This is a genomic window from Methanosarcina spelaei, from assembly GCF_002287235.1.
GTDB lineage: Archaea > Halobacteriota > Methanosarcinia > Methanosarcinales > Methanosarcinaceae > Methanosarcina > Methanosarcina spelaei.
In genome coordinates this window covers 1-13,672 of the sequence record NZ_LMVP01000043.1, presented here as the reverse complement: position 1 = coordinate 13,672, position 13,672 = coordinate 1, and the positions used below count along the sequence as shown (strand labels likewise).

The following is a 13,672-nucleotide window of genomic DNA, read 5'->3' as shown; positions in this document are numbered from 1 at the left end:
TGCAGTTATTTTTATCAAATAATATAATACTTATTTATATTATATTTTTATTATAAATAATTACCCATTTTATACGACGAAGAGCCATAAAGATGATAAAAGTGGATCTGGAACAAAAACAAAAAAAGCACATGCCTACGAGAACGGAACAAAAGAGGTGAGCTGAAGTTGCAGACCGATTTTTTGAGTGATTTTATCAATATGCCCCTGTTTGGAATTTTACTCTCTTTAATAGCTTTCCAGGCAGGCACATTATTATATAAGAAAACTCAACTTTCGATTCTTAACCCCTTGCTTGTGGCTTCTGTACTTGTAATGGTATTCCTTCTCATCTTTGGAATCAATTATGAGACTTACAACCTTGGAGGAAATTATATTACTTTCTTCCTCGGGCCTGCAACTGTGGTTCTTGCAGTTCCTCTCTATAAAAAGATCCGGCTCTTGAAAAGTAATGCTCTTCCTATCCTTGCAGGAATAACTGCAGGCTGCATAGCCGGAATCTCAAGTATTCTTGCTCTTTCCAGCCTATTAGGACTTGACGACACCATAAGCAGGTCTCTTGCTCCCAAATCCGTAACTACTCCTATAGGAATTGAAATTTCAAGACAAATAGGCGGCCTACCTGCAATAACAGTGGCTGCAATCGTATTTACCGGAATTATAGGTGCTATTTTGGGTCCGTTTATCTGCCGATGCTTTAGAATAAAAGATAAAGTTGCAGTTGGTGTCGCAATAGGCACGGCATCTCATGCACTTGGAACAACAAGAGCAATAGAACTTGGAGAAACCGAAGGGGCAATGAGCGGACTTGCAATAGGGATAGCAGGCTTGATTACGATTTTTCGGGCTCCCCTGCTGCTTTATGTCTTCGGGCTTGTAACTTGAATGACAAATGATTGACGAACAAACGCTTATGACAAAAGCTTGATGACAAATACTTGAATGACAAAAGCTTGATGACAAATACTTGAATGACAAATACTTGAATGACAAATACTTGAATGACAAATACTTGAATGACAAATACTTGAATGACAAATACTTGAATGACAAATACTTGAATGACAAATACTTGAATGACAAATACTTGAATGACAAATGACCAATTTCAAATAGGTAAAAATTTCTATTTCAGATGCAAATATTAAATAAAAATTCCAGTTTGGGGCAAAGTGTTACCCACAAATATTACGCTTTACCCGGTATTTTAAACGGGTTTTTCCAAGTCATCGAAAATTAGTGTACATTTTCATCTGCCACTGACCATTTTGTATCTTTTTTCTTATAATTCCTTTTGCCATCTTCACATAGATTTCTCTTATCTGTGGTATGAGCATGGAAAGCCCTATTATATCAGACAGAAAACCCGGAGTTAGAAGAGCAAAACTTCCAACTAACACAAAGAACCCGTGCAGAAGTTCGTTTCCGGGCATATATCCCCTGCTTGTTGCTTCCTGGATCTCGCGGAGCACGCGGAAACCCTGGGATTTTGCAAGGTAAGCGCCCAGGCTTGCGGTTATCAGGATAATGAATACGGTGTTTAAGGCCCCAATCATTCCCCCGATCTTAATGAGCAGATAAAGCTCGATAATAGGGATGAGGAGGAAAATCGAGAAGAGTTTAAAAAACATGTTAATCATTTTCAGGATTTTAAATCTTTATATCTTTGTTGTTGCTGATAGTACTTATTAACACTTTAGTACACGTTAGTAATAGTTAAAGTATGCTTCTAAATTTTGATTTACCTTATTTTGATTTACCTTATTTTGATTTACCTTATTTTGATTTACCTTATTTTGATCTACCTTATTGAGATCATATTTTCTTACTTTTACCTTTTTGAAATTGGATTTACCTAATTTAAAAACTATTTTCTCTAAGGTCTATTTATTTCCATTCCCTCCCAATTTTTCTGCTAAATCTTTCTTTTCATTTGAAAACAATAATCATTTTGTTTTTATAAATGTCTGCTTATTTTTTTGATTTTTCCTGCCTTAACAAGATTATTTCTGTCCTGCAAAGTTCGTTTATGTCAGAGAAGTGCTGTTACTTTGAGAGGGAACCATTTTATTTAACGATAATAAGGGATAGTCTGTTATATGATTGCTATAATATTATGCTCGTGATATAACGCACTGTTGAATGAAATAATATTATACCGAAGATTGTGCGCAATACTAGCGCACTAATATATTCTATAAAACGCAAAATATACTCCGGATGTTACAAAGATAGATAGTTACACTATCCCCTAAAAGAGTGTTTGTTTTTCTGAGGTGCCGGATATATGGACTTCGATGCAATTGATGACTTTGTATATAAAGTTATTGGGACTATAGGATCCGATCAGAAGAATCTGTGTTCTGCAGTTGATTTTACCCTGGATCTTGCGGAAAAAACGTCATTGTCCCCCAATGATTTGCTTGACCTTTCGAATGCCTGTAAGCAGCAGAAAATGGCCATGGAAGAATATGTTTTCGCAAAGGCCTGTTACATAAAAGCTTCCGGAAAGCTCCGTGAAGAAGCCTGTTTTGTGCTGGGCACTGCAGCGCATATTCTGGGTTTTTCCCTTGAAGCTGAGGCAAGCTATCTGGAGGCTCTAAAAGAAAGTCCAGAGAACGAAGATGTGAGGTGTGCCTATGCCGAACTTCTTTTAGAGCTTGGAAGGATAGGGGCTGCTGACAAGGAATATAAAAAGGTACTTGAAGCTTCTCCAGAACATGCAAAAGCGAATGCAGGATATGCTTGCCTTCTGACTGAGTATGGGTACGTAAGGGAAGCCGAAGAGCACTACTCAAAAGCACTTAAGGCGAATCCTGACTATGTTCCTGCCAGAGGTGGATATGCAAATCTGCTATTTGAGTTGGGAAGGCTCAGGGATGCGGAAAAGGAATACAAGCTTGCAATAGAACTGGAACCTGAAGATCCAAGTCTCCACCATAACTTCGGAGTTTTACTTTCTTTTCTGGGGCGCTCTTCAGAAGCCGAGATTGAGTACAGAAAAACTCTTTCTCTTAATCCGAGGCATAGACGGACCCTTTTTAACTACGGAAATCTCCTTGCAAGAGAAGGCAGGGTTTCGGAAGCCGAAGCGAACTATATGGAAGCTCTTGCCCTTGATCAGAACGATGCAAAAGTCCATTCAAATTACGCAAATCTTTTGGCCCGCTTCGGGAGAAGATATGAAGCTGAAATGGAATACAAGAAAGCGCTCAGTCTGGATCCAGAGAGTGCAGAAGGACACTACAGTTACGGAAATCTTCTTTCGGAAATCGGGCGCTTTGAAGAGGCTCAGAACCAGTATGATAAGGCTCTTATCCTGAACCCATATTATCCCCCTATTCACTACAGTTACGGTCTTCTTATGAGAAAGATGGGACGTTTTGACGAAGCCAAAAAGGAATATACGAAGGCCATGCAGCTAGATCCGGATATAGGAAGCAAAATGACCGAAACCTGGATTATTCTGGACTAAAAGAAAAAGTTCGGAACTTATCTAATGTTTCCCTAATTTGTTTCTAATAAAACAACATCCAACCCCGGCATTTTCTTTTCTATTTTTCATTGATTCCCTGAACATTGACTGACATATCAAAATAAACTATATGAGTTTTCAGGGAAAATTAATTGTTAACAAGGAGTAAACTTTCTCTTCAGGTAGTTTTCTTTCGAGTAGACTTTCTTTTGTTCTTACTACTTTCCAAAGACGAAAAGTTTAATCTCTTCTTTTTCAAATAGTACAAAAGCCGCCGCATTTCCTAGTCCAACATAGTCAGGACAGGAAAAAAGGGAGAGCAGTTTTCCGTCAAACCACCACCTGTATCCATCCTCAAGGGCTGTGTGACCCCTTATGATTCTTTTCAGGTTATTTGTATGTAGAAAGCCATCTACAATATCTGGCCCGAATTCTTTTACAGTCGAACCTCGGGTTGAAGCAGTGAGTCCGGGACGCTTTGAAGGATCATTCCATAAATAGGGAAAAGCAAAGTCTTCTTCCTTTCTTATATCCTCAATGCTGCCTGTTCCGTTAATCCCACCGTGCACGCAAAATGTATTTCCCGAAAGTACAGCTGCTATCGGCATTTTATTATATGTCCGGCTGACACTTGAAAGAAAACTCCGATCAAAACCGATTTCTTCAAAATAGCCGTAGTAGAGGTTCATATCCACAGTTTCGTGATTTCCCCTGAGCAGGAAAATATGCTCGGGATCTTCAAGCTTCAACCGGAAAAGGTTTATCAGGACTTCAGTACCCTGGGGCCCTCTGTCCACATAATCCCCGAGGAAAAGAATGTTCTCACAGTTCATTTCTTGTCTTTTTCCTAGTATGAACTCAAGAGCCTCAAGGTCCCCATGAATATCCCCTATTACCATTACTGGCTCGGCATTAATTCGAAGCACGGCAGGTTCCGACTCCAAAACACGGTCTATTCTAGGAAGAAGAAGAAGAAGTTCTTCTTTTGCGGCAATTTTTTTGGAGATCTTTCCTGACACTACTGGCTCACCTCTGTCCAATAAATTCTCTTAAGGATCCAATCTGAAATTTTCATATGGCTTTCTTATGGAAGCTGATCTGAAAACCTTCTGTATATACAGGGAATTTTTGTGCGATAAATATTTCCAGGCCTCAAGAGTAAATCTTTCACGTACCCTTACGCTGTCAAATTCCCAGTTTTTGTTTGTGATAGCAGGCGTATAGTGTAGCAGACTTATAGTGTAGCAGGCGTATAGTGTAGCAGGCATATAGTGTTAAAGTCTAAAATCAAGTATGATAAAAATTAATAGTTCAAGTAATTAAAGTTCAGGCAATTAAAAATTCAGACAACTGGAGTTCAGAAAACAAAAAATTCAGGCAACTAAAAGTCAGAGTATAAAAAATCCAGATAACAGAAAGTTTAGACAATTTAAAATTATAAATCAATTCTACTTAAAAAAATGAGTCACTATCTCGACAGGAGGCGGATGTATGGAACTTGATATCAATGAACAGGACCCTGAAGACATGGATCTTACAGACGTTGTGCTTGAGTATGATGATATTGTCTCTGCAATCTCAATTCTGGAAAAACGCAGAGAGGAGTTGAGAACTCATATCCTTAGTACCCTGACAGAAAAAGATATCGATTTATTGAGAATCGGAGATGTGGAACTCAGGCGGCAGAAGGTTGAATGGAAACTCTGGCGTATCAACAGGTTAAAACCATATCTTATGAAGAAAGATCTCTGGGATATAGTCGAATCAGTTGATCGAAAGACTCTCAGCAGATTGATAGAAAAAGGAATCCTGACCGAAGAAGAACTGCAGGGTACATATGACGTAGAAACTCGATACAGTTTACACGTAAAAAGGGCTTGAGTAATAAGTGAGTTCATAGAAATTGAACTGCGATATAGTAAAATCTGAATGAACTAGAAATCCTTCAGGTGAAGACTCCAGAGGGAATAATCTTTTTCATTCTCTTTTTTTCATTCTCTTTTTTTCATTCTCTCTTTTTCATTCTCTCTTTTTCATTCTCACTTTTCTGAATTTCGAGTATTGATCACTTTTCCAATATTTTAGACTATTTTAAAGTTCGTCCTCTCGTGTTAATATGGCAGTAAGACGGCCAACTATTTATGTTCAGCCGAATAGAATCTTTTTATAGGTAAATTTCAGGAGGTTTTTAGACATGGAGATTGATGCTGTAAACGAGCTGGTTTTTCGTGTAATCGAACGAGTTGCGGCTGATAACTGTGACTTTGATAAGGTCATTGAATTTGTCGTTTCCTTCTCAGATGAGCATTCGCTTTCCCAGGAAATCCTGCTGAAACTTTCATCTATTTTTGGTAAAGATTCTATGTACAGGGAGAAGTATGTAATTACCAGAGCCTGTGCTTTGCTATTCTCTGGAAAAGCTCGGGAAGATGCCCTTATGGAGGCAGGAAAAACAGCTTTTTTATTGGGACAAGATGAACTTGCTGTACGGGAATTCAAAGAAATTCTCCAGCAGAATTCCAGGAATGTCAACGCACTTTGCGAGTATGGAGCAGTTCTGGTGAAGGAAGGCAAAAACGATGCTGCACGTGTTCAATATGAAAAGGCTCTGGAACTCAATCCTTTCCACGTAGATACGCTTTGCAAATATGGCTGCCTGCTTTACAAGCTCAAAAAACTGGATGAGGCCGAAGAAGTATATAGCCGAGCTTTGATTTTTGACCAGGAGAATGTGAACGCCCACTGTGGGTACGGAACTCTACTTTCCAAACGCGGGCAATTTACCGAAGCAAGTTATCATTATACCAGGGCACTTGAGCTTGAGCCTGGCCATGTGGAATCCAATTTTCGCTATGCTCGTCTCCTTGAAGAAAAAGGAGAACCGCTTGATGCTGAGAAACATTATATAGTAGCCCTCAAAGCCGATCCGGATGATCCACGCCCGCACATTTTTTATGCCCGTTTGCTTGCAGAACATGGTTTTATTCACGGGGCAAGAGTGCACTTCAGGTGTGCTCTTAAAGTAAACCCTGAAGATGTTGAAGCTCATTGTGAGTATGCCAGGCTGCTTGCCAGATTCGGGCACAGGCACGAAGCCGAGGTACAGTACAAAAAAGCCCTTGAGCTTGACCCCGGACATTTCAGGACCCTGAACGGGTATGCGGATTTACTAAAAGAGAAAGGGAAGTATGCAGCAGCCGAAGAGATTTACAGGCAGGCAGAGTTCTTTAAACGGAGTGCCTGATAAAAGAATGCCTGATAAAAGAATGCCTGATAAAAGAATGCCTGATAAAAGAATGCCTGATAAAAGAATGCCTGATAAAAGAATGCCTGATAAAAGAATGCCTGATAAAAGAATGCCTGATAAAAGAATGCCTGATAAAAGAATGCCTGATAAAAGAATGCCTGATACCGGAGTGCTTGGTAACCGATTAGTACAGCCTGATCGGTTCAATTCCCATTTTTTCCATCAGGCAGGCAGGGATATCGAGTACCTCGAGAGCCGAATCTATAACAATTCCATCGGAAGTTGCCAAAACTATCTTTTTTTCCGAACTTCCCCCTTCAGTTTTCAGCTCGAAATCCGCAATTTTTGAGGTTCTTGCCTCACCTGAAATTCCGTACTCTTCCATTTTATGTCGGATGAAGCCTGCAAGCTCTCCGCTTCTGCTGATCTGGGCGTCAAGAAGAAAAATAACTGATTTTGGACCTGTTTCGTAAAGAAACTTGAGGACTGCGTTAAGGGCTTCCTCGATATCTTCGGCTTGTTTTGCCTTGCTGAAATAGTAGCGGGTGTCCCTTATGTACCCATCATCACAAAACCACATGGATTCTTTTTTTAGTAGACTATCCACACTCAGAAGGACATTATATCCGTCAAGGAGAAGATCTCTATCTTTTATGCTTGTGCATTCCACTTTTTTATTTATTCTGGAAACTATCCTGTCCGGGGGCATGATTACTCTTGTGAGAATATGTCGTTCTTCCAGGCTGAGCTGGAAGTGGTCAGCCACGAAACGAATGGTCGCAAATTTCGGATAGCCCCATCGGAGTATGCTCCGGATATCTCGTGCAGGTTTGAGTAATTTTTCTTTGAGTAATTCATCTTTCAGGCAGGGACCGGAAAGATCGGCTGAACTTACATACATATCTCTCATTGATGGTTTTCTCCTTTTGGGAAGGGAGTTCTTTAAATGAGTGAATATATATGTTATATATACGTGTTTGCGAAAATAAAAATACTAATGTGATCTCAGACTGTCGGTTAGCTTCTTTGATTTTTATTTAGGTTCTGTTCAATTTATCTCAGTTTTCAGCTGTGAGCCAGCTTACGGTTCCGGCTGGAGGGTTTACTATGGAAATATTATGGCTGGCTCAGGAAGAAGTAACAAGTGTTATGGATATGAGTTCTGATATGCAGGTAGTAGAAAGGGCTTTCAGGCAGCATGGTCTTGGTAGGGTCCAGATGCCTCCCAAGTCCTATCTTTACTATACAGCGTATAACGGGGACCTGCGGACAATGCCTGCATATCTTGAAGAGGAGAACATTACTGGCGTGAAAATCGTAAACGTCCACCCAGGAAACCCAGCTCGTGGGCTTCCTACGGTAATGGCACTTATTGTCCTTATTTCTCCGGAGACAGGGGCTCCTGTAGCAATTATGGATGGAACCTACCTGACTGATGTCAGGACCGGAGCTGCAGGAGGAATTGCCGCAAAATACCTTGCAAGGAAGGACTCAAAGATCATAGGCCTTGTTGGGACCGGAAACCAGGCGAAGACCCAGCTTGAGGCTCTTTGCGAGGTTTTTCAGCCTGAGCTGATAAGGGTCACTTCCAGGACAAAGGAGAGCTCTGAACAGTTTATCCGGGAAATGGCAGATATTACTCCCTGTGAAATCCGTTACGAAGAAAACATTGAGAAGGTCTGCGACTGCGATATCCTTGTTACGACCACTCCTACCAGAAAACCAATCGTAAAGGCCCAGTGGATCAAAGAAGGTACTCACATAAACGCAATAGGGGCTGATGCAGTAGGAAAAGAAGAGCTTGACCCCGAAATTTTACTCCGATCTAAAATAATTGTGGACGATATTGTCCAGGCCCTTCACTCCGGAGAAGTAAACGTTCCTCTGTCCAAGCACTACATTTCGGAAAACGATATCCATGCCGAACTCGGTGAAGTAATTGTCGGCCTGAAACCCGGCAGGACAAGTGATGAGGAAATTACGATCTTCGATTCAACAGGCCTTGCCATTCAGGATGTTGCAAGCGCGCACCTTGTTTATGAGAGGGCTGTCAGTAAAGGACTCGGCAAGCAAGTTCTTATGTTCTGAACCAAGCCTTTTGAAAAAAGGCTTGAGCGAAAAACTATGGCAACGACGTGATCAACCGCTCAACGGTTGTGGCACAACCCTTTTCAAAAAAGGCTTGACCGAAAACTCCAGTAACGTTTGGATTTGAAAAACTTATCTCCAAACCCTATAGGCGTGATCACAACCCTTTTCAAAAAGGCTTGACCGAAAAATTCAGTAACGTTTGGATTTGAAAAACTTATCCACAAACCCTATAGGCGTGATCAAACGGCGCAACGGTTGCGGCACAGCGGTTGCGCTGAAGAGACAATTTTAGGTAGAATATTTCTTTCCTTCTGGCAAGCGGATTAATTTTTAGAGGTAAAACTGTTCGTGTCTTCGATTTTTCTGGTCGCTACATAGTCGTAGCGGATTAAAGCCAGAGCTGTGTCGGTCAGTAGTGGTGAACATAGGAAAGATGGATCTTTTTTTCCCGCACTTTACTTCTTTTTCGTGATCGTAAAGTCCAAATGGGAAATTCCCTTACACGATATGGTCTGTAGTATAATTAGTTAGGACCATTGAAACTAATGAATAACGAATAAAATAAGTATAGGTATTCTTTCCTGCTTAGGGGTGAGGGAAGTTTAATATAAATCTTAAAATTCGAAACTATAATAGAACAAATTCACAATGCATAAATAACTGGCAATAAATCACTTATTATTTGGTGGTTTCTGGAGACCGGTTATACCCCTAGCGAATACCGTACTTTGTCCCCAAATATTCAAGGTTTTTATTTCCGACTATTCTCAATGTTCTCCTGAAACCACTCAATACTTTTTATGCTCAGTGCTTTTTTACACCCAATACCTTTTCTAAAAAGTTTAATCAGGTTCTCTGCCCTGTACACCTGAAGGTTCTGACGCCTGCAATTTTCAGACCTCTTTTCAGATTCCTATTATTTCGTAAACTTTTTCCATGTCAAGGTTCTGCTCAACTACATTTGCAAGTTCTTCGTAGGCATCGTTTTCGGTCATGACGCTTTCAGGGCTGTACTCAAGTCCTTTTTTCTCGTAGAGATATCGCATAAAGGCATCCCTTATATTTTTATTGTCGAAGAGCCCATGCAGGTAAGTTCCAATTACCAGACCTGTCTCATCGATTGCACCGTCATTTCCGAAGATGTTACGGTTAGAATCGGTTATGCCCATATGGATTTCATACCCTTTTATTTCCTCTCCGTTTATTGGAGCAAGTATCGGGCCGTAAGCGTTTACCTTTTTCGTGACCTGGATTGTTCTCTTTTTGTATTCTCCGAACTTTGTCCCTATATCCAGAAGTCCCAGGCCTTCGAATTCGGCTTCGACTCCGTTTTCAACTCCGGAATCGTAAATTGTCCTGCCAAGCATCTGATAGCCGCCGCAGATTCCGAAAACCGGGATTTTTCCCTTGAAAGCCTGGATTTTTTCGGCCATACCGCTTGCCTTAAGATCGAGCAGATCGTTAACCGTATTCTTTGTGCCCGGAATCATAATTGCATCTGGAGTACCCAGGTCTTCATCAAGCTCCACATAGCGGATTTTAGCAGATCCTTCCAGGGGCTCGAAGTCCGTAAAGTTCGAAATTCTTGGCAGGCGAATAACTGCGATCTCGATTTCTTTTTCGTTTCTTTCGGTTTCTTTATCTTCAAGTGAGACCGAGTCCTCAGAAGGAATGTTAAGCTTGAAATAAGGAAGGACTCCAAGTACCGGAATGCCGGTCTTTTCTTCAAGTTGTTTCAGGCCCGGCTTCAGGATTTCCAGATCGCCTCTGAATTTGTTTATAATAAATCCCTTGACATTTTTCCGTACATCTTCTGGAAGAAGTGCAACTGTACCGTAGAGGCTTGCAAAAACGCCTCCTCTCTCTATATCTCCAACAAGGATTATAGGAGCCTCTGTGAGCCTTGCAGTGCCGATATTTACAATATCCCTTTCGTAGAGGTTAATTTCAGCAGCCCCTCCAGCTCCTTCCATAACAATAATATCATGTTCCTTGCAGAGCCTTCCGAGAGCTCCTTCAAGGACTTCGTTCATTTCTGCAATGGACTCGTAGTACTGACCTGCACTCCTGTCAGCGTAAGGTTCTCCCAGCAGGATTATTTGGGAAACACAGTCTCCTTTGGGTTTTAGAAGGACAGGATTCATATCAGCAGTGGGCTCGGTACCTGCGGCTTTTGCCTGGATTGCCTGAGCAATTCCGATTTCCTTTCCGTCTTTTGTAATCCAGGAATTCAGGCTCATGTTCTGAGCCTTGAAGGGGGCAACCCTGTATTCTCTTGAAAGAATTCTGCATATGGCAGTCACAACTGAACTTTTCCCAACATGGGAGGCAGTTCCCAGGATCAAGACGCTTTTCTTTTCCATTTTTACCACACCTTCTGCTCGAACACCTATTTTTTAAATTTACTTTTATAATGTTATAAGTTAGCTGTTATTTTTCTCCTGAGGATGAAAATCAAGTAAAATTGTTTATTTTTAATATTTCTTTTCTTATTCTTCAACTAAAGAATAAATACTTTCGGATTCACTGCACGTTTTGTTTATTTACTTTAAAAATTGGCTGAGTTTCATGCTTTTACTTTTTAGCTAAACATGAAAATACTGTCTTTCCAGTTGTATTTCTTTTAAATATCACAAATAAATCTTTATGATAATCAGATAGGGAAAAAAACAATAAAAGCTACGCTTTTTTCTTCTTTTACTTATTAGTTTGCCCATTCCAGCTTTTACTATAGATGGCCCTCCAGCAGAGGAAAGCAAGTACATATTGCATGGTTGAACTGTGAGCATTTTTTCAGGGATAGGGAGTTACTTCTGAGACCGAAAAACAGGATATAAAACCAGAGGATGAGCCAAAGCCAACCCTGAAATCCTTTGAATAATTGCCATCGAGAGTATTCTCAATTCGAAAGTATTCTCAATAACACAATTATTACCTAATTGTTTGGACAGTTAATTCCACATTTCGGATAAGTAAAACCAGATACTATCTGCAAACAATGGCAAAGTACTGATAATTTTTCTCTTATGTTTTTTCATTTTTGTAGTTACACTAGTAATTGTTTAATTAAGTTAAAAATAATGACGCTGTTAAAAATGATAAAGCTATTAAAAAATGATAAAGCTGTTAAAAATGATAAAACTGTTAAAAATGATAAAGCTATTAAAAAATGATAAAGCTGTTAAAAATGATAAAGCTGTTAAAAATGATAAAGCTGTTAAAAATGATAAAGCTATTAAAAAATGATAAAGCTGTTAAAAATGATAATGCTGATAAAAAATGGCAAGGTTGTTAAAATTATCTTTCACATTAAACATTTCAATGTTAACCAATATGTATTTGAATTTAAAAATTAGTTTCAGTTAATTATATACGTTTTTAGTTAATGTTTACATACCAAAGCATAGCGAACAATAGCGAACAAAAATCTTATTCAGGAATTCTCATCAACTGATCACTGTATGAGAATTCTATTTTCTTGTTATTTCAGTTTTTTAAGAATCTGGATTCTTTTTATCTTCAAAACGAAATCCTTATGATCTTTTTTAGACACTGGTTCTACTAACAGGTTACGTTTTTACGAAATTTTATACGATGTACGATTTTATATAATGTACGAAATTTTATAATGAATGTTTTATCCTGAGTTTATTTGTCTTATGATATTTTTTCTGTTGTGTTTTAGTTACCTTTTAATTTACTATTCTTTTTTAATTTATTAATTCTCTTTAATCTCTTAAGTAAGTGCATGAAAAGGTGTCACGCAGATTGTATTTATAACGTATTTTAATTCCTGAATCTCAATACAAATATTTATATTGATTGGCAGATATTTTTAATGTAATGGAAAACAGTAGAGAATATCAGCTTTACCTTGAAGCCCTGGACAATGAAAGATCGGCGTGGGGAAGACGAACGGCAGTAAGGCGACTCTGTGACTGTAAAACCGAGGAGTCTCTATATTATCTGAATGAGCTTATAGTTGACAAATATTACATTGTGCCTGATTGGCTCAAGAGGATCGCAAGAGAGTATTACGTATCTCTGTGTCTGGAATTTCTCTGATATTAATCTTTTAACGAATTTGGTTTTTTGGGGCACCTTTCGGAAGATTCACATCTGTTGAGAAGCAGTAACGGATTTGCTGAAAATTAATGATTTGCTGAAAAATTTATCTGTTTACCGATAAGGCTGTAGTATTTTCCTAAGATTTATATGCAATTACCTCAATTCTCTGATGAAACTCAGGAACCAATATGCTTAACTACAGGTTTACTTTATCCATGAATTCCCGCTTCTGGTTCCTATTACAAAAAAGTTTACTAAAATAGTTCTCCTTTATTGAAAATTTATTAATCCAATTGAATACAATCCAATTGAATACAATCCAATTGAATACAATAAGCCTAAACCTTAATTTAACAATAATTATTTCAGGATGGATCGGAAAATGAGCAGGGATAATGGAAAAGCTTTAGGAGGCCCGGCAATAGCCTTGGTGGGCATTGGAGCAATAATAGATATCATTTTATTTTACTTCATGTTCAAGTTTGCTGATGAGGAAAACCTGTTTATGGTTCTCTTAACCGCAGCGTTGATAGGAATTATCGCACTGGGGATTGCTAAAGGTCTTGTTTCCCTATCCAGACGCAATTATGGAAAATAACTGAATAAAAATGAGTAACTTTGAAGATTTAGCTGAAATACGACAAAACGATAACTGAGTAATTTTAGAGCTGATCCAAAACCAATTGTATTTTCATACCAATAAGAAATTTAGGATGGTCAATTTGTATCTAATTGGTATTATATATTTGAAAATCGTATATTTATACTATGGGAGAACGAGGTCCAAAACC

The 13,672-nt window shown here is 39.0% G+C and carries 11 protein-coding genes; 7 read left to right on the top strand and 4 right to left on the bottom strand.

Annotation, left to right across the window (positions count from 1 at the left end; genetic code table 11):
• The first annotated feature begins 183 nt into the window (after nucleotides 1-183).
• Entirely contained in the window at nucleotides 184-885 is a 702-nt protein-coding gene (locus ASJ81_RS03620) for an LrgB family protein (RefSeq protein ID WP_245859759.1), read from the top strand.
• 341 nt (nucleotides 886-1,226) lie between these two features.
• On the opposite strand, the gene ASJ81_RS03615 is transcribed toward ASJ81_RS03620, so the two are convergent.
• Entirely contained in the window at nucleotides 1,227-1,631 is a 405-nt protein-coding gene (locus ASJ81_RS03615) for an FxsA family protein (RefSeq protein WP_095643288.1), read from the bottom strand.
• A gap of 656 nt (nucleotides 1,632-2,287) precedes the next feature.
• Here ASJ81_RS03615 and ASJ81_RS03610 point away from each other — a divergent pair.
• Nucleotides 2,288-3,475, top strand: coding sequence for a tetratricopeptide repeat protein (locus ASJ81_RS03610; protein WP_095643287.1), 1,188 nt, complete (start codon nucleotides 2,288-2,290; stop codon nucleotides 3,473-3,475).
• 218 nt (nucleotides 3,476-3,693) lie between these two features.
• On the opposite strand, the gene ASJ81_RS03605 is transcribed toward ASJ81_RS03610, so the two are convergent.
• Complete coding sequence (locus tag ASJ81_RS03605; RefSeq protein WP_095643286.1) at nucleotides 3,694-4,515, bottom strand: serine/threonine protein phosphatase; 822 nt, start codon at nucleotides 4,513-4,515, stop codon at nucleotides 3,694-3,696.
• Between the two features lie 451 nt (nucleotides 4,516-4,966).
• Here ASJ81_RS03605 and ASJ81_RS03600 point away from each other — a divergent pair, with 451 nt between their 5' ends.
• A complete protein-coding gene (locus ASJ81_RS03600; RefSeq protein ID WP_170943174.1) occupies nucleotides 4,967-5,356 on the top strand; it encodes a hypothetical protein in 390 nt (129 codons plus the stop codon).
• A 313-nt stretch (nucleotides 5,357-5,669) separates the two neighbouring features.
• Nucleotides 5,670-6,719 (top strand): tetratricopeptide repeat protein, encoded by a 1,050-nt coding sequence (locus tag ASJ81_RS03595; protein WP_095643285.1) that lies wholly within the window; start codon nucleotides 5,670-5,672, stop codon nucleotides 6,717-6,719.
• Between the two features lie 187 nt (nucleotides 6,720-6,906).
• Here the strand turns inward: ASJ81_RS03595 and ASJ81_RS03590 are convergent, their stop codons facing one another.
• Nucleotides 6,907-7,632, bottom strand: a complete 726-nt coding sequence (locus ASJ81_RS03590) for a DUF434 domain-containing protein (RefSeq protein WP_095643284.1) — start codon at nucleotides 7,630-7,632, stop codon at nucleotides 6,907-6,909.
• Nucleotides 7,633-7,829: 197 nt separating this feature from the next.
• On the opposite strand from ASJ81_RS03590, the gene ala reads away from it, so the two are divergent.
• Nucleotides 7,830-8,810, top strand: coding sequence for an alanine dehydrogenase (ala, locus tag ASJ81_RS03585; RefSeq protein ID WP_095643283.1), 981 nt, complete (start codon nucleotides 7,830-7,832; stop codon nucleotides 8,808-8,810).
• 908 nt (nucleotides 8,811-9,718) lie between these two features.
• On the opposite strand, the gene ASJ81_RS03580 is transcribed toward ala, so the two are convergent.
• Entirely contained in the window at nucleotides 9,719-11,176 is a 1,458-nt protein-coding gene (locus ASJ81_RS03580) for a cobyric acid synthase (RefSeq protein ID WP_095643282.1), read from the bottom strand.
• A 1,480-nt stretch (nucleotides 11,177-12,656) separates the two neighbouring features.
• Between ASJ81_RS03580 and ASJ81_RS03575 the strand changes: the two genes are divergently transcribed.
• The gene (locus ASJ81_RS03575) at nucleotides 12,657-12,878 is read left to right on the top strand and encodes a hypothetical protein (protein WP_170943173.1); all 222 of its coding nucleotides are present in this window, start codon (nucleotides 12,657-12,659) and stop codon (nucleotides 12,876-12,878) included.
• A gap of 385 nt (nucleotides 12,879-13,263) precedes the next feature.
• Nucleotides 13,264-13,479, top strand: coding sequence for a hypothetical protein (locus ASJ81_RS03570; RefSeq protein ID WP_095643280.1), 216 nt, complete (start codon nucleotides 13,264-13,266; stop codon nucleotides 13,477-13,479).
• Nucleotides 13,480-13,672: the final 193 nt, after the last annotated feature.